This is a genomic window from Rhodococcus quanlei, from assembly GCF_055231015.1.
This window is the reverse complement of the sequence record NZ_JBUYWD010000001.1, coordinates 120371-137368: the sequence shown is the minus strand read 5'-3', so window position 1 is coordinate 137368 and position 16998 is coordinate 120371. Positions and strand designations below refer to the sequence as shown.

At 64.5% G+C, this 16998-nt stretch carries 13 protein-coding genes; 7 read left to right on the top strand and 6 right to left on the bottom strand.

Going from position 1 to position 16998, the window contains the following annotated elements; translation table 11 throughout:
• Positions 1-99: 99 nt before the first annotated feature.
• Entirely contained in the window at positions 100-432 is a 333-nt protein-coding gene (locus tag ACZI8Q_RS00660; RefSeq protein ID WP_463371567.1) for a hypothetical protein, read from the bottom strand.
• A gap of 193 nt (positions 433-625) precedes the next feature.
• On the opposite strand from ACZI8Q_RS00660, the gene ACZI8Q_RS00655 reads away from it, so the two are divergent.
• Positions 626-964: an RNA polymerase-binding protein RbpA gene (locus ACZI8Q_RS00655; RefSeq protein ID WP_378576199.1), complete on the top strand. Its 339-nt coding sequence runs from the start codon at positions 626-628 to the stop codon at positions 962-964.
• Positions 965-1392: 428 nt separating this feature from the next.
• On the opposite strand, the gene lnt is transcribed toward ACZI8Q_RS00655, so the two are convergent.
• The 5 genes from lnt to ACZI8Q_RS00630 form a co-directional block, all read right to left on the bottom strand.
• Positions 1393-2970, bottom strand: a complete 1578-nt coding sequence (gene lnt / locus ACZI8Q_RS00650; protein WP_463371566.1) for an apolipoprotein N-acyltransferase — start codon at positions 2968-2970, stop codon at positions 1393-1395.
• Positions 2960-4558, bottom strand: a complete 1599-nt coding sequence (locus ACZI8Q_RS00645; protein ID WP_463371565.1) for an amidohydrolase — start codon at positions 4556-4558, stop codon at positions 2960-2962. The genes lnt and ACZI8Q_RS00645 overlap by 11 nt, the downstream gene beginning before the upstream one ends.
• Before the next feature lie 18 nt (positions 4559-4576).
• Positions 4577-5059, bottom strand: coding sequence for an FxsA family protein (locus ACZI8Q_RS00640; protein ID WP_463371564.1), 483 nt, complete (start codon positions 5057-5059; stop codon positions 4577-4579).
• Positions 5060-5150: 91 nt separating this feature from the next.
• Positions 5151-5822 (bottom strand): response regulator, encoded by a 672-nt coding sequence (locus ACZI8Q_RS00635; RefSeq protein ID WP_463371563.1) that lies wholly within the window; start codon positions 5820-5822, stop codon positions 5151-5153.
• 56 nt (positions 5823-5878) lie between these two features.
• On the bottom strand, positions 5879-7036 hold the full coding sequence (locus ACZI8Q_RS00630; RefSeq protein WP_463371562.1) for a sensor histidine kinase: 1158 nt from the start codon (positions 7034-7036) through the stop codon (positions 5879-5881).
• A 55-nt stretch (positions 7037-7091) separates the two neighbouring features.
• Between ACZI8Q_RS00630 and ACZI8Q_RS00625 the strand changes: the two genes are divergently transcribed.
• From ACZI8Q_RS00625 to ACZI8Q_RS00600, 6 genes are all read left to right on the top strand, one after another.
• Positions 7092-8669 (top strand): TldD/PmbA family protein, encoded by a 1578-nt coding sequence (locus ACZI8Q_RS00625; RefSeq protein WP_463371596.1) that lies wholly within the window; start codon positions 7092-7094, stop codon positions 8667-8669.
• Complete coding sequence (locus ACZI8Q_RS00620) at positions 8666-10027, top strand: metallopeptidase TldD-related protein (RefSeq protein ID WP_463371561.1); 1362 nt, start codon at positions 8666-8668, stop codon at positions 10025-10027. Before ACZI8Q_RS00625 ends, ACZI8Q_RS00620 begins: the two co-directional genes overlap by 4 nt.
• A gap of 57 nt (positions 10028-10084) precedes the next feature.
• Positions 10085-13024, top strand: coding sequence for a UPF0182 family protein (locus ACZI8Q_RS00615; protein WP_463371560.1), 2940 nt, complete (start codon positions 10085-10087; stop codon positions 13022-13024).
• A 107-nt stretch (positions 13025-13131) separates the two neighbouring features.
• Entirely contained in the window at positions 13132-14400 is a 1269-nt protein-coding gene (locus tag ACZI8Q_RS00610) for a hypothetical protein (RefSeq protein WP_463371559.1), read from the top strand.
• A 157-nt stretch (positions 14401-14557) separates the two neighbouring features.
• Positions 14558-16393, top strand: coding sequence for a DEAD/DEAH box helicase (locus ACZI8Q_RS00605; protein ID WP_463371558.1), 1836 nt, complete (start codon positions 14558-14560; stop codon positions 16391-16393).
• The gene (locus ACZI8Q_RS00600; protein ID WP_463371557.1) at positions 16393-16959 is read left to right on the top strand and encodes a hypothetical protein; all 567 of its coding nucleotides are present in this window, start codon (positions 16393-16395) and stop codon (positions 16957-16959) included. The genes ACZI8Q_RS00605 and ACZI8Q_RS00600 overlap by 1 nt, the downstream gene beginning before the upstream one ends.
• Positions 16960-16998: the final 39 nt, after the last annotated feature.

Genomic DNA, 16998 nt, shown 5'->3' with positions numbered 1-16998 from the left:
GTGTCCCCCATCGGGTTGGCGGAGGTATCGAACAGAGGTGCGTAGACGCAGCCGGTGACGGCGGTGGCCGTACGGAGCGGGAACGCGGGAGAGTCGGTGTCAGCGCAAGCGTTCGGCTGCGAGCGCGAGCTGTACCAGCGAGTCGCACATCGTGGCGAGTTCATCGGGGTCTGCACCTTCGGAAACCGCTGTGCCGAGGTCTTCGGCGGCGCAGCGGACCTCGAACAAGCGATCCATCACGGCGACCGACTCTTCGCGGGTCAAGACCACCGCGTCGGCAGGGATGGAGGTGCCCTTCACCAGCGCCCGCTGTTCGTAGGCGCGCTGGCGGCAGGATTGTCGGCAGTAGCGCTTGCGGCGACCGACCCCGGAGTCTGCAACTTCGCGACCACACCACACACACGAAGCAGGTTTGCGTGTCGGGCCGGCCATGGTCGCTCATCGTACCGGTGCGGATAAAGCCACCCTGCACCACTGCGCACCGTGCCCGGTAGGATGGATGGGTTACGTCTACGCCGCACGTGGGAACCAAATGGGGTCCCACCGCGTTGTAGATGTGTGTGAACGCCTGGTCACCTGATTCCGGGTGTGTCCACGCGGAGACGTTCGAGGAGAGGAACCCACCATGGCAGATCGTGTACTTCGAGGTAGCCGACTCGGAGCGGTGAGCTACGAAACCGACCGCGACCATGATCTGGCGCCCCGTCGCATGGCCAAGTACCGCTGCGACAACGGCGAGATCTTCGATATCCCTTTCGCTGATGACGCCGAGATCCCCGGCACGTGGATGTGCCGCAACGGTCTCGAGGGCACCCTGATCGAGGGAACTGCTCCCGAGGCCAAGAAGGTCAAGCCCCCGCGCACGCACTGGGACATGCTGCTCGAGCGTCGTTCGAAGGAAGAGCTCGAAGACTTGCTGAAGGAACGCCTCGACTTGCTCAAGGCGAAGCGGCGCGGAGCCTGAATCACCGCGAAGCGGCGCGGAGCCTGAATCACCGTGTAGCGGCGCGGAGCCTGATCCGACGTCGCCACGAACGCCGTCTCGGTTGTACCGGGACGGCGTTTGTCGTGTGCGCGCGGGCTGGGCTGTCGCGGTGTTGCGCATCGACGTCATTCACGCACTCCGATCTCCTGAACGCACGCGGCGAAGGCTCACTGGAAGATCGAGAACCGTCACCCGAACACGCAGTCGACAGAACTCCGCGTGATCGCCTCCCACTCGCGTGGGACACGAATCACGTGACAAGCTCTCGATCTACTATTCGGAGCCTCCCGTCGAGCGGATTGGTCGGCGCTTGTACAGGCACCGGCCCTGCCCTGGTGTTCGTGCTTCCCGTTGTCGACCTTCGTGCTGTTGTTGCCTTTGATCGGTATCCCCACTAGCTCCGGGGATCAAACACGATCGGTCGGCGTCTTCGTGCGGCGTGGTCGAATGATCGCGGCGGCAATCGCACCGGCGGCACAGATGCACAGAATTGCTTCGGGGATCGAACCCGATCGGCTCGCGATTGTGGTCTCGGTCCGCAGCGGAAGTTCGGAGACCAACGCAGCCGGAGCGAAGAGTTCGGTCTCGTCGATCGTCGTACCGTCCGGACCGATGATGGCGCTGACACCGCTGGTCGCCGCGACGACCACCGCGCGACCGTGTTCGACGGCACGCACCTTCGACATTGCGAGTTGTTGGTAGGTCATTTCGGTGTCTCCGAAAGTTGCGTTGTTGGTGGGAACCGCAAGGATCTGCGCGCCCGCGTCCACCGACTGTTGGAACGCACGATCGAACGCGACCTCGTAACACGTTGCGATACCGACCGGTATCCCCGCCGCATGCACCACCCCGTCACCGTGGCCGGCCACGAAGTTTCCGGCACGGTCGGCGTAGGAGGAGAACTTGCTGAAAAAGTCCCGGTACGGCAGGTATTCGCCGAAGGGTTGGATGATCTTCTTGTCGTGGCGCTCGTCGGGGCCTTCGTCACCGTTCCAGACCAGAACGGAGTTGGTCGTCGTGTGCCGGCCGTTCGGCAGAACCGTGTCGTTGACGAGCACGGCTCCGACCAGAATGGGCGCACCGATCGATTCCGACGCACGGCTGATGTCGGCGTATGCGTCCTCGTTTCGGAGCGGATCGATGTCGGATGAATTCTCCGGCCAGACCACCAGGTCCGGTTGCGGTGCTCGGCCCGCACCGACGTCCTCGGCCAGCTCCAATGTCTGCGCCACATGGTTGTCGAGTACCTGTTTGCGTTGAGCATTGAAATCCAGGCCCAGCCGCGGAACGCTGCCCTGGATGGCAGCAACGGTCACCGTCCCGCTGCGGCCCTCGGGAGGACTCACCCACGGCACGAGGAGCGCAACCACCGAGGCAACGAGCGCCGCTGCCGCAGCGCCGACCAGTGGCCATCTCCGATCGCGTCGGCGCAGCGCGACGACGACGAAGGCGAGACCGGCTCCGGTCAATGCCACCGCGAAGCTCAGCAGCGGCGCACCGCCGAGGGATGCAAGCGGCAGCAACCACCCCTCCGACTGCCCGAATGCCAGCCTTCCCCAGGGAAATCCACCGAACGGCACCGAGGACCTCAACCATTCGGTGAGCGACCACACCGCGGCAATCCACAGGGGGGCCCAGGGCAACCGTGAAACGAGGACGGCGAGGGCGCCGAAGGCGCCGATGAACAACGCCTCGACAGCGGACAGTGCCAACCACGGCACCGCACCCACGAATTCACCGATCCAGGGCAGAAGCGGGAGGAGGAAGCCGAGGCCGGCAAGGTATCCGTACCCGAAGCCCGATCGAACCCGCAGCCTTCCCCTGCCGAAATCGGTGAGAACCAATGTCAGCAGGCCCAGGCCGATCGGTGCAAGAAACCAGAACGGTCTCGGTGGGAAACCGGCGAACACGAGCAGTCCGGCGATCGGCGAGAGCGCCAGGCGCACGAGCACGGCCGACGGCACGCGTCGCGGGCTACCGCTCATGAACTACTCGTCCACGGTGGACACTCCGAATACACACCGGCATCGGTGCCTGTTCGTCCAGGCGCGGCAGTGCGGGAACCCGAGACCGAGGATCGGTGGACCACCTTTGAACCGCATCCTTGGGGGCACTGACTTCCAAGTCTCCGACATCCCACACCGCATACGACGCGGGAGCACCTGGTTCGAGGGTGCCGGCCAGGCCGTCCCGCACACCGCCGGCACGCCAGGCGCCACGTGTGGCAGCAGAGAAGGCGGCGCGCGGGGAGATACCGCTGCCGGGGGTGCGGTGGTCGACGGCGGCCCGCACCATCGTCCACGGGTCGACCGCGGTGACCGGCGCATCGGATCCGAAGGCCAACGACACGCCGGCCGCCGCGGCTGCGGCGAACGGATTGAGGGCGCTTCCCCGCTCAGGGCCGAGACGAAGGGCGTACAGGTCGTGCTTCCCACCCCACAGTGCATCGAATCCCGGTTGCATGCTGGCAATCACACCCCAGGAGGCCAATCGCTCGATGTCGTCGCCGCTCATCATCTCGGCGTGCTCGAGTCGGTGTCCGCGAGCTGCCAGTGCAGGTCCCCCCAATTCGTCGGCCGCGATCCCGAAGGCTTCGACCGCCGCGCCTACTGCGGCGTCCCCGATCACATGGAATCCGGCCTGCACTCCGACGAGAGTGCAGGCACGGATGTGCGCGGCGATCTTGTCGACGGTCAGATAACTGTTCCCCGAAGTGTCCGGGTCGTCCGTGTAGGGTTCCCGCAACCACGCGGTGTGCGAACCGATGGAACCGTCGATGAACAGGTCACCGCCGAGAGCGTGCGCACCGGTGCGGGCCAGTAGATCGCGGGCTTCTTCGGGCGTTTCGACCGCCTCACCCCAGTAGCCACGAACTTCCACCCCATGCTCGTGCTCGAGCAGTTCCCGAAAGTCTGTGAGACCCGAGATGTCCGGTCCCCCGCACTCGTGTACGGCGACCACACCCGTGCTTGCTATCGAGTCCAATGCGGCGGTGCGGGCGCGTTCCCGCTGCCGTGTGGTGAGCAAATCGCGCGCCGCGGCGCGGACCTGGTGGTGGGCATCGAATCCGAGAGGCCCCTCCGCTGAGTATCCGGCGGCGGCATCGAGCCCCGGAACCGTTTCACGCATCGGCGTCGAGCACGCTGCCGAGTGAACGTCGATTCGGGACAGGTACACCTTGCGCCCCGGTGCAGCGACGTCGAGATCGGCCGTGGTCGGTTCCGATCCGTCGTCCCACGACGACTCGTCCCACCCATGTCCCCAGATCACGTCGTCGTCGTGGGTTCGTGCGAACTCGCTCAGCCGGTATAGGCAATCGTCCCTGGACGACACCCCGACGAGATCGAGGCCGACGATGTTCAACCCCAACGATGTGACGTGCACATGGGTGTCGACAAATCCGGGTGTGACGAAGGCGCCCGCAAGGTCCTCGATCTCCGCGTCCGGGTTCAACGCACGACCGGCGCGTTCGTCGCCCACCCAGGTCACGACCCCGTCCGTGATCGCCATCGATGTGGCATCGGGAGACGAGGAACTGTAGATGCGTCCGCCGACGAGCAGTTGAGTTCTCACGGACGTCAAGTGTGCCCGTCAGGGAAGTACAGTTCGGCCGGGGGTCGGCCTTTCGTCGAAGTACTCGTCCACGACCTCGCCTTCGATGACTTCGCCGGACCGGAATCGGGCGGCTCTGGTGAAGGCGTCGGCGCCCGCGAACGCCGCGGTGGTACGGCGTCCCACGACGAACATCACGGCCGGGCGGAGCAGCCATCGTGTCGGCGGTATCAGCAGCGCCAACCCGAGTACGGAGGTCACCAGGCCGGGTACGAACATGAGAACCGAACCGATTCCGACGAGGGCGCCGTCCGCCAGTGCCGCACCCGGCGAGCCTTCGCCCTGCCCTGCACGGCGCAACCCCAGCATCACTCGACGCCACTGTGAGGAAACCAACACCACGCCGAGTGCGGTGCCCGCCAAGAGCAAGCACACAGTCCACACCGCGCCGATCATGCTTCCCACCCAGATCAGGGCGGCGACTTCCACGACGACGTACAGCAGAAACAGTGCGGCATACATGGCGGCTCCTTTCGGCCGATCGAGGCGAATCCGATCGGCACCCTCGATCGATCAACGAACGAGGTGCCCGATTTTCTCCCGAACGGACGAATCAGTCTGCACGTGATCCGGCATTCACCAAGCCCGTTTCGTAGGCCAGAACGACCGCCTGCACACGGTCACGCAGTTCGAGCTTCGTCAGGATGCGTCCCACATGGGTTTTGACGGTCGATTCGGACAGAAAGAGCGCTGCGGCGATTTCCGTGTTCGACTGCCCGGTCGCCATGTGTTCGAGTACCTGCCGCTCCCGCTCGGTGAGCACGTCGAGCACCGTGGGATCGCGCCGTGGCGTCGTCTCGCCGCCGTCGATGAATCTGCCGAGGAGCCGCCGGGTCACCTTGGGCGAGACGACGGCATCGCCCGCCGCGACGCTTCGGACAGCGGACACGAGATCTTCCGGAGGTGTGTCCTTCAGCAGAAATCCGCTGGCCCCGGCACGGAGTGCGCCGAGCGCGTGTTCGTCGAGGTCGAACGTGGTCATCACCAGCACGCGACTCGAGCTACCGGACTCGAGAATCTGCGCGGTGGCGCTCACCCCGTCCACGACCGGCATTCGCACGTCCATCAGAATCACGTCGGGTTCGAGTGTGCGAGCCGCGGTGACTGCCGCAGCACCGTCGCGGGCCTCACCCACGACTTCGATGTCGTCTTGCGCTTCGAGCACCATGTTCAGACCCATTCGCATGAGTTCCTGGTCGTCGACGAGCAACACGGTTATCGGCACATGCGTCAACATAGTGGCTACGGACTCTCTCACGCCATGCGGCGACCGGGCCAGGTTCAGGTGTCGGCGTCGAGTGGCAAGGTGGCAAGGACACGCCAACTGCCATCGGTCCGGCGACCTGCCTCGACGTTCCCACCCAGAACTGCAACTCGCTCGCGCATTCCGAGCAGACCGTTTCCCGACCCAGACGTGAACCCGTCCGTGTCCTTGCCGTTGTCCGTCACTTCCACCAGCACATCTTCGTCACGCCTGTGGACCCGGACCCGTGCCTTCGGACTGCTTCCGGCATGGCGGAGCACATTCGTCAGCGACTCCTGCACCAGGCGGTGTACGCCCAGACTCACGGTGGCGCTGATGCCGTCCAACTCTCCCGCCAGTTCCAGTTCCACTCGCAAACCTGCGCTGCGCATCATCGCGACGAGGTTCGCTAGACCTGCGGTGCCGTGCTGTGGGAGATCGTCCGACTGCTCGACCCGCAGAAGTGACACGGTCCGCCGCAGCTCCGCCAGCGCCTGGCGCCCGGTGCCCGAAATGTTCCGTAACGCCTGCTCCACGGCAGCCGGATTCTTCTTCAGTGCGTAGGTGGCGCCGTCCGCCTGCACGATCATCACGCTGACAGCATGGGCAACGACATCGTGCAGTTCACGAGCAATGCGGGTGCGCTCGGCGGCGACCGCCTCCTGCGCGCGACGATCCCGGTCGTACTCGGCCACTGCCAGCCGAGCTGCGACTTCTTCGTCGTAGGCATGTCGGGCACCGAGGAACTCGGCGGCCGTCCACGACAACGCATACAGCAGGACGGCGAACAGACCGGATTGGAGTACGGATTGGTTCAGCAACACGACCGATGTCACGGTGTCGAGTACCAGGCCGCAGAGAAACACGAGTCCGGCGCGACGCCCCACATAGACGACCAACGTGTAGAGCGCTATCGGTAATGCGAGCAGCGCCGGATGTTCGGCGGACAGATCCCCCACACTCCAGCTGACGAACGTGTTCTCGAACGACACCGCCAGAACCACACCGGCCACCGTCCGAGGAAATCTTCGCCGCCACGCGATGGGTGCGGACAGCCCGACAGCCGGGATCACGTGCAATAAGGGCTGCGCCGGTTCATCGGCGGCCAACACGAACTCGGCCACGAACAGCATGGCGGCAAGAATGGCGTCCGCAACCGTCGGTTTCCCCCGCAGCCACAGACTGAATCTCCGCATGGGTGACAGCGTAGGGCGCGCACGGTGGCCGGGTTCGGCCCCTGGGCGCCGGCGGATGTGCTGCACCGCCGTTGGCAGCAATCAGGACGGCAACCGGACTACCGTGAAATGCGTGACTGTGACCAGAGAGATCGACGACGATTTCCTCGCGCTTCCGTTGCGCGCGCTGGCGGACGCCGCGCTCGATACGGCGCAGCGAGCCGGCGCGAGCCACGCCGATGTGCGGGTCCACCGGGTGACCAGTTCGACGCTGCGGCTACGTGACGGTGTGGCGTCGGCGGCCGTCGACAGCTCGGAACTCGGTTTCGCCGTACGGGTGGTGGTCGATGGGACGTGGGGCTTCGCGTCACACGCAGAGCTGACCCCCGCCACTGCCGCCGCGACCGCCCGAGTCGCCGTCAACGTAGCGCGCACGCTGCGTGGACTCAACCGCGAACAGGTCGAATTGGCGCCAGAACCCGTATACGCCGATGCGAGCTGGATTTCGGACTACGAGACGGACCCCTTCGCGGTGACGACAGCGGACAAAGTCGCGATACTCGCCGAGCGCTCGGACCGGTTGCTGACGTCGAGCGGGATCGACCACGTGACCGCACAGTGCCTCCAGGTGAAGGAGCAGACGTTCTACGCAGATCTGGCCGGATCGTCCATCACACAGCAACGCGTCCGCCTGGACCCGGAATTCGAGGCCACCACGGTGGACCGGTCTACCGGAGGGTTCGAGACGATGCGCACCCTCGCGCCGCCGGTGGGCCGCGGCTGGGAGTACGTCGGCTCCGATGATCACTGGAACTGGACCGGGGAATTGGAGGCTTTGCCGATCCTGTTGGCCGAGAAGGTGAAGGCCCCCAGCGTCGTTCCCGGTCCGACCGATCTCGTGATCGATCCGTCCAATCTGTGGTTGACGATCCACGAATCCATCGGGCACGCCACCGAGTACGACCGGGCGATCGGCTACGAGGCGGCGTACGCGGGAACGTCGTTTGCGACACCGGATCAGTTGGGAAGCCTTCGGTACGGCAGCAAGATCATGCACGTCACCGCAGACCGCACAGCCGAACACGGTCTCGCTTCGATCGGCTACGACGACGACGGGGTGAGATCGCAGTCGTGGGACCTGATCCGCGACGGTGTATTGGTGGGGTATCAACTCGATCGTGTGTTCGCTCCCCGGCTCGGCCTCGCGCGCTCGAACGGTTGTTCCTATGCGGACTCGCCGCATCACGTCCCCATCCAACGCATGGCGAATGTGTCGCTACAGCCGGATCCGGCGGTGGATCGCAGCACCGCCGATTTGATCGGAGACGTCGAGGACGGCGTCTACGTGGTCGGTGACAAGTCCTGGTCGATCGATATGCAGCGATACAACTTCCAGTTCACCGGCCAGCAGTTTCATCGGATTCGAAACGGTCGGCTCGACGGCCAGCTACGCGATGTCGCCTACCAGGCGACCACCACCGACTTCTGGCGGTCCATGGCAGCGGTCGGCGGGGCGTCCACATGGCGGCTCGGCGGCGCCTTCAACTGCGGTAAAGCACAACCCGGGCAGGTGGCGTCCGTCAGCCACGGCTGCCCGAGCGCACTGTTCCGCAGTGTCCATGTTCTCAATACTCGGACGGAAGGTGGCCGATGATTCCCGCCGCGCATCTGGTGGACCGCGTTCTGGATTTGGCGACAGTCGACGAGACGATGGTGATCGTCACCGATGCAAGTGAGGCATCGTTGCGGTGGGCAGGCAATTCCATGACCACCAACGGTGTGTCGACGTCGAGGGAATGGACGGTGATTTCGATCGTTCGCGCCGGTGACACGGCCAAGGTCGGCATCGTCACCTCGTCCAGTGTCGATCCCCGCGAGACCGCCGCGGTGGTAGCGGCATCGGAGCACGCAGCCCGCGCCGCACGGCCCGCATCCGACACGATGCCGCTGCACACAGGCGACGGTTCGGACTGCACATGGGATCACCCACCGGCCCATACCGAGATCGGCGCCTTCGAACAGCTTGCACAAGATCTGAGCCAGGGATTCGACCACACCGACCTGCTGTACGGCTTCGCGCACCACCAGTTGCACACGACGTGGTTGGGGACGTCGACGGGAATTCGGCGGCGACACGTCCAGCCCACCGGATCGGTCGAGATCAACGGCAAGCGCGGGGACGCCAGTGCTTGGGTGGGTGCGGAGACCGAAGACTTCACGGATCTGGCAACGACGAAGATGCTCGAAGAGCTGTCGAATCGGCTGGACTGGTCGGCACGCCGCATCGATCTTCCGGCCGGCCGGTACGAAACCATTCTCCCTCCGTCCGCGGTCGCCGATCTGATGATCTCCCTGATGTGGTCGATGGAAGGGCGCGGCGCCCACGAAGGACACTCGGCGCTGTCCACCGCAGGTGGCACCCGGATCGGGGAACGCCTGAGCGATCTCCCGTTCACCTTGTACTCCGACCCCGTGGCACTGGGGCTGGAAACGGCGCCGTTTCTGGTCACGGGGTACTCCGACGAATCCGTGTCGGTGTTCGACAACGGCATGGAGCTGGTGCGGACCGACTGGATTCGCGATGGGGTGGTCAACGCATTGGCCTACCCGCGATCGGCCGCCCAGGAGTTCGGCGCCACCGCCGCGCCGCCCGGCGGCAATCTCGTCCTCGATGGCGAGGGGTCCGTCACCCTGGATCAGATGGTCGCGGAAACCGAATGCGGTCTGCTCCTGACCACACTCTGGTACATCCGAGAGGTGGATCCCGCGACGCTGCTGCTGACGGGCCTCACCCGTGACGGCGTGTACCTCGTAGAAGACGGTGAGATCGTCGGCGAGGTCAACAACTTTCGGTTCAACGAGAGCCCACTGGACCTACTGCGCCGTGCCACCCAGGTGGGTGCCACGCAGCGGACGCTTCCTCGCGAGTGGAAGGACTGGTTCACCCGTACGGCCATGCCGTCGCTGCGGATCCCCGACTTTCACATGTCGTCGGTCAGCAGAGCACAGTGACACCGAACGCGGAATCCGTAGAATAGGGCGAAACGGTCACACCTGAGAGGACAGGACATGACCGGCCCACTGTTCGCATCGCCGCGGACGAGAACTCTCACACTCGTCACCGTGGCTCTGCTCGGGTTGCTCATCGTCCTCCCCTTGCTCGTCGGTGCGTACACGAACTGGTTGTGGTTCGGCGAGGTCGGTTATCGCAACGTCTGGTCGACGGTGCTGGTCACTCGCATCGTGTTGTTCTGCGCGGTCGGTCTCCTCGTTGGCGGGGCCCTGTTTCTGGCAATGGCAATGGCATACCGATCACGTCCGGTCTTCATTCCGCCGTCGCCGTCGAATCGAAGCGTCGAGCAGTACCGGAACGAGGTGTTGAAGCGCAGAAGCCTGCTCACTATCGCGATCCCGCTGGTGTTCGGATTCTTCGCCGGCGTCGCGGGCCAGACGAACTGGGGCGTGGTCCAACTGTTCCTGCACGGAGGATCCTTCGGCGCGGCCGATCCGCAGTTCGGTCACGACATCAGCTTCTATGTGTTCGATCTACCGTTCTACGAATTCGTGTTGAACTGGTCGTTCATTGCCGTGGCTTTCGCCCTGCCCGTGAATCTGGCGACCCACTACCTGTTCGGCGGGCTGCGCGTCGCACGCAGATCCATCGTGCTGTCGTGGCCTGCTCGTGTCCAGCTTGCAGTACTCGCCGGAACGCTGATCCTGCTGAAGGCGGTCGCGTATTGGCTCGACCGGTATGCCCTCGTCTCGAGTAGTCGCAAGGAGCCGACGTTCACCGGGGCTGGATACACCGACATCCATGCCGTGCTGCCCGCGAAGCTGATCATGGCGGCGATCGCCGTCGTGTGCGCCATTGCCTTCGTCGGCGCGATCGTCGCGCACGACTTCCGGATTCCGGCGTTGGCCACAGCATTGCTCGTCCTGTCGTCCATCCTCGTCGGTGGGGTGTGGCCCCTGCTGATGGAGCAGTTCTCGGTGCGACCGAACGCCGCCGACGTCGAGCGCCCGTATATCGAGCGCAATATCGCGGCCACCCGAGATGCATATGGAATCGGGTCCGAGACAGTGGAGTACGAGCCCTACTCCGGCGTCGGGACGCGTTCACCCCGGGAGGTACCCGCGGACGTCACGACCATCGCCAACACCCGCCTACTCGACCCTGCCGTGCTCTCACGAACATTCACCCAGCAACAACAGCTCAAGAACTTCTACAGTTTTGCACCCAGCCTCGACATCGACCGATACGAGATCGACGGCGAACTACGCGACTACGTAGTGGGTGCACGCGAACTGTCGCCACAGAGCCTGACCGGGAACCAGACCGACTGGATCAATCGTCATACCGTCTACACCCACGGCGACGGCTTCGTCGCTGCCCCCGCCAACCGGGTCAATGCCGCCGCGCGGATGGCCACCGGGGACACGGCGAGCAGTGACAGCGGCTACCCGATCTACACGGTGAGCGACATCGCCTCTCAGGGCACCGGCCGGCAGATCATTTCCGTGGACCAACCGCGCATCTATTACGGCGAGGTCATCGCGAGTGCCTCGCCGGACTACGCGATCGTCGGGACCGCCGGGACGGAGGGCCCCAGAGAGTACGACACCGACGCCACCAAATACACCTACTCCGGGGCCGGTGGCGTACCGATCGGAAACTGGTTCAATCGGTTGGCTTTCGCCACGCAGTACACAGAACGCAATATCTTGTTCTCGCGCGCGATCGAGCCCGAGTCCAAGATCATCTTTCATCGTGATCCGCAGGTGCGGGTCCAGAAGGTGGCACCGTGGCTCACCACGGACCGAAACCCGTATCCGGCGGCCGTCGACGGCCGAATCGTCTGGATCGTCGATGCCTACACGACCCTGCCGCAGTACCCGTACTCGAAACGCTCCACCCTCGAAGAGGCAGGTGCCGACCCCATCACCGGACGTGCGCTTCCCCGAGACGAAATCGGGTACGCGCGCAACTCGGTGAAAGCCACGGTAGATGCCTACGACGGCACGGTCACGCTGTACCAGGTGGATGACAATGACCCGGTTCTCGAAGCGTGGAAGAGTGTGTTCCCCGGAACGGTTCAACCCGAGGACGCGGTCTCGGATTCGCTGCGTGCACATTTCCGGTACCCGGAGGACCTGTTCCGCACGCAACGAGAACTGCTCGCTAAGTACCACGTGAACGATCCGCGGGAATTCTTCACCAACAATGCGTTCTGGTCCGTGCCGAGCGACCCCACTGTCGACACGAATCGGCACCAACCGCCGTTCTACGTACTCGTCGGAGATCAGGAAACCGCCGAGCCCTCGTTCCGGCTGGCGAGTGCGATGGTCGGCTTCAACCGAGAGTTCTTGTCGGCGTATCTCTCCGCACGTTCCGACCCAGACGACTACGGCCGCATGACCGTTCTGCAGCTACCCACCGATACTTTGACGCAAGGCCCGCAACAGATTCAGAACTCGATGATCTCCGATACGCGTGTGGCTTCCGAGCGCACTTTGCTGGAACGCTCCAACCGTATCCAGTACGGCAATCTGCTCACCCTCCCCATCGCCGACGGCGGGGTCCTCTACGTCGAACCGTTGTATACCGAACGCATCTCGAACACGGTTGACGGCTCCACATTTCCGCAGCTCTCGCGGGTGCTCGTCAGCTTCCGCGAACCGGGGACCGGTGGTGTGAGGATCGGATACGCGCCTACGTTGGCCGAGGCACTCGACCAGGTGTTCGGAACGGGCACAGGTGCCGCAGCCACCGCACCCGGTGGCGATGCTCGCGCCGCACCGCCCACCGAGGCGCCCGCTCCCTCACTGTCCGCAGCACCGGATACGGACATTCCGCCGGCAACCGACATGACCGCGGAGCGAACTGCGGAAATGGCTGCAGCGCTCGAAGACCTCCGCGCGGCCCAGCAGCGGGGCGACAACGCCGCATTCGGAGCAGCTCTCGACCGGCTGCTCGCGGCGGTCGAGGGGTACGTCGAATCAGGAAATTGACCGCCACGGACGGCACCGTCGCCGCTCACCGTAACCTCTTCGGCGATGAGTGATGCCGACGTGCCGACCGTGAACTGGACCAGCACGGTATGCCGATCCTGCAGGGGATGCCTGACCGCAAGGAGAATCTTCGGATGAGCGTGGTCGGTCGATTCGGGTCGAGTGTCTCCGGTTTCATCGGTGGCGCGGTTGCGGCGTTCACCTTCCGCGAATCGGCTGTCCAGGATCACGAGTTCGCAGGCAACGGTGCGTGGTCGGTGCTGGTAACGCCGCAATGGTCAGGAACCGTAGCTGCGGTCACCGCCGTCGGCGTGCTCGCGGTGCTGTCCGTGCGGTGGGCCCGGCTGCTCACAGCGCTGGCCGCGGCAGCGGGCGGGGTTGTCATCGCGCTGCCCGCCTTCGTGGCTGTGACCGCCTCGGCAGCTGTGACTCTCAACGCTGTCGGGGCGGGCATGCTGCTCGGGGCCGCTGTACGAACGGCGGCCGGCAGGCGCGCGGCGCTGATCGCCGTCGCGGTCGGGGTCCTGGGAACGAACCTGTTCTATGGCGCCGCCACCCTGTGGCGCACCCGGCTACCGCGGTGGTCGGTCACGCTGCCGGATGATCCGACGACGGTGCCGGCTGCGGTGCCGGTTCTTGTCGCCGCAGCCGCTGCGCTCGTCATCGGCGTCGTCGCGCTCCTCGAACGCCCCGGCAGCAAACCCGAGGAACCTCGGTGCGGTCTTCTTGTGGGCGTGGCGCTTCCCCTGAGCTTCATCTTCCTGTACGCGTGGTTGGGGTCGGTATCGGCAAGCACCGTCTCGTGGATCGTGGCGGTGGGCCTCACCTGCGCGGCGGTACTCGCCTCGACTCGGTGGCTCCCGACCCGTGATGGCCATTTCCTGTTGGCCGGGCTCGCGGTCGCGGCGTCGTCGGTCAACGAACTGCGATACTTCGCCGGGTCGTGGTGGCTGGTGATGGCTGGCGTCGGACTTCTGGTCGTAGGGGCGGCGATCGGGTGGTTCCGGCCGGCACAGTCGACGGGGATGCTGCTGATCGCCACGGTAACCGTGACCGGTGCGCTGTCCGGCAACGCGACCCTCGACGTCGTGCCGATCAGCGCCTACGCTCTCGTCTTGCCGTTCGCTGTGGGCCTGACTGTTGCCTCCTGTATGCCCGTGGCGCGGCCGATCGTACTCACCGGCGCCTTGATGCCTATGACCATCACCCTGTTTGCGGTCTCGGCGCCGGTTCTTCGTGACTACGGGTGGACACACGGCTACCCCGCCGATCCCCCGCTGGCGGCAGTGGCATCACCTCTGCCATGGGGTGTGGTCGCGGCAACTGTGACTGTTGTACTGGCGACCGTTGCGGCCACCTCGCGGCGTCCCGAGTGACACCGAGCACCGGAATCGATGGCGCATCGCCGGAGCAGGAATTTCACTAACGAGGTCGTCGCGGCTCGTCAATGTCGGAAATACCACAGCTGAACTGCGGGTTTTCCCGACGTTTTCGTTGGCGGTAAGCCCCCGAACCCGACTACCGTCGGCGACCGTGAATCAACCAACCCCGCTCCGTCTGCAGGCGACGTACCTACCTGAGCAGATGTCCTTCGCGTTCTGGGGCGCACCCGATTCTGCAGCGGAACTCTCGGACTTGGGGTTTACCACCAGCTCGTCAGCCGTGTCCCGGATGGCTGTTCCGGATGGCGACGGCGGCATCGCAGTACGCGATGTGGATACCCAGCTGATCGAATTCGACGTAGCGGTGGACGGTCTACGACACCTCGATATCGATCACCCCGGTCTCGGAGCATCCGTGCGAGCGTGGAAGCGAGTGATCGAGACCGGACGCTCACCGGACATGCCCACGGCAGGTCATGCCGCGACCCATCGAAACGACACGGCGATCAGAAGTGCCGACTCCACTGTGCAGGACTTCAACGATGCCACGACAGTCCTCGACGAACTAGGACATTCCGGAATCCAGGCAACGCTGCGGCCCTACCAGGTTCAGGGCGTCGCCTGGTTGAAATCGTTGTCCGCCTACGGCGGCGGAATTCTCGCTGACGAGATGGGCCTGGGAAAGACCCTGCAAGCCATTTCGATGATGGCCATCCGAACAGGGTGTGGGCCCCACCTCGTTGTCTGCCCCACCTCCGTCATCGGCAACTGGCGCCGCGAAATCCAGCGGTTCGCACCGCACCTTCCGCTCCACATCCATCACGGACCAGACCGCGAACTGCCTGAACGTCTGGTCGACGGAACCATCGTGGTCACCAGTTACAGCGTGTTACGTTCCGACGTCGAGCACGTGGAGCCGATATCCTGGAGTTCGGTGATCTTCGACGAGGCACAGCAGATCAAGAACCCCACCTCGCTCGTCGCGAAGGCCGCAGCGCGTGTGCGCGCCGATATCACCGTCGCCATGACCGGTACACCCGTCGAGAACCGCCTCGACGAGCTGTGGTCGCTGTTCCGCGTGGCCAACCCGAACGTTCTGGGCAGCCGCGCACGATTCCGTGAGCGTTTCGCCGCACGGATCGAATCGGGCCGCTCCGCCACCGCTGCGTCTCGGTTGTCCGCCATCATCGACCCCTACATCCTGCGCCGAACCAAGGACACTGTTGCCAAAGATCTTCCGCCGAAACAGTTCGCAACCGTCAATTGCACCCTCACATCGGAGCAAGCCCGAATCTATCGCTCCGCCGTCACGAAGGCATTCGATTCCGGGCTGGGCACCGGAATCGCGCGACATGGCAATATCCTCGCCCTTCTGACCACCCTCAAGCAGGTATGCAATCACCCCGCGCAGATCACCGGTGACACGGAGGGTCTGAGCGGACGCTCGGGAAAACTCGATCGCGCCACAGAAATGCTCGCCGAAATGGTCGACTCCGGCCACCGCGCTCTGGTGTTCACCCAATACGGGGCGATGGGTGAGATACTTTCGACCCACCTCGGGGCCGAGTTGGGCATCGCGGATGTTCCGTTTCTCCACGGCGGACTGAGTGTGTCACAACGCGATGAGATGGTCGCCGCCTTCCAGACCGGCCGAGAATCCTCACCCGTACTCGTCTTGAGTCTGCGCGCGGCAGGCTTCGGTCTCAACCTCACTCGGGCAAGCCACGTCGTCCACTACGACCGATGGTGGAATCCTGCCGTCGAAGACCAAGCCACCGACCGAGCGCACCGCATCGGCCAGCAGCGCACCGTCAACGTCCACACCTTGGTCACCGGAGGAACCGTCGAGGATCACATCGCCGCCATGCACCAATCCAAAAAGGCAGTCGCCGACTCGATTTCCGGCGGTTTCGAGGCACAGTTCGCCACGCTGCCCGATACCGAACTGCGTGATCTCCTCGAGTTGGACGGCGCGGTGATCCTCTGATGGCCGCCGAATTCGGAGTAACCGCGTGGGGTCGCGCATGGTTGCGGACAGTCGAAAGAGCTGCGCCCAAGCCCAAGCTGAGCACTGCACGTAGCCTCGTGCGTAACAACACCGTGGTGTTGACCGGTCTCTCTGCGGGAAGTATCGGCGCGCAGGTGACCGTGAAAGGTGTCGTGTCTACTGTCGCAATAGTGGTGCCGCTCTGGAACGAAATGCAATTCGACTCCGTCACCCGGGCTCTGCGCAGCGCCGGAACGACAGACCGGTCGGCACCCTCCGGAGAGCTACCGGACAGCATCGTCCCGGCTCTGAGTTCGATAGGCATCGGGGTCGCCCCTGCTCTGTCCGACTGCACAGCTACCTGCGACTGCTCGGCAAGACTCGCGCCGTGTGTGCATCATCTGGCGACGATCTACGCCGTGGCAAACAAGCTGGACGAAGAACCCGCATTGGCAATCACGTTGAGGAGCAAGCCCCGCAAGACTCGCGTCGCAGCCGGCACGCCGGTACCGGGGGTGTGGATTCCTCTGCACGAGATCGATGTATCGACATTTTACGGAGACTGACTCCACCGTAGAAATCGATGCCGTGCGCATTGGTGAGAT

What these genes read in the sequence shown, in the direction of transcription:
- ACZI8Q_RS00660 (WP_463371567.1), bottom strand. Translation starts at nt 432, where the DNA reads ATGGCCGGCCCGACACGCAAACCTGCTTCGTGTGTGTGGTGTGGTCGC.
- ACZI8Q_RS00655 (WP_378576199.1), top strand. Translation starts at nt 626, where the DNA reads ATGGCAGATCGTGTACTTCGAGGTAGCCGACTCGGAGCGGTGAGCTAC.
- lnt (WP_463371566.1), bottom strand. Translation starts at nt 2,970, where the DNA reads ATGAGCGGTAGCCCGCGACGCGTGCCGTCGGCCGTGCTCGTGCGCCTG.
- ACZI8Q_RS00640 (WP_463371564.1), bottom strand. Translation starts at nt 5,059, where the DNA reads ATGTATGCCGCACTGTTTCTGCTGTACGTCGTCGTGGAAGTCGCCGCC.
- ACZI8Q_RS00630 (WP_463371562.1), bottom strand. Translation starts at nt 7,036, where the DNA reads ATGCGGAGATTCAGTCTGTGGCTGCGGGGGAAACCGACGGTTGCGGAC.
- ACZI8Q_RS00625 (WP_463371596.1), top strand. Translation starts at nt 7,092, where the DNA reads ATGTGCTGCACCGCCGTTGGCAGCAATCAGGACGGCAACCGGACTACC.
- ACZI8Q_RS00620 (WP_463371561.1), top strand. Translation starts at nt 8,666, where the DNA reads ATGATTCCCGCCGCGCATCTGGTGGACCGCGTTCTGGATTTGGCGACA.
- ACZI8Q_RS00615 (WP_463371560.1), top strand. Translation starts at nt 10,085, where the DNA reads ATGACCGGCCCACTGTTCGCATCGCCGCGGACGAGAACTCTCACACTC.
- ACZI8Q_RS00610 (WP_463371559.1), top strand. Translation starts at nt 13,132, where the DNA reads ATGCCTGACCGCAAGGAGAATCTTCGGATGAGCGTGGTCGGTCGATTC.
- ACZI8Q_RS00600 (WP_463371557.1), top strand. Translation starts at nt 16,393, where the DNA reads ATGGCCGCCGAATTCGGAGTAACCGCGTGGGGTCGCGCATGGTTGCGG.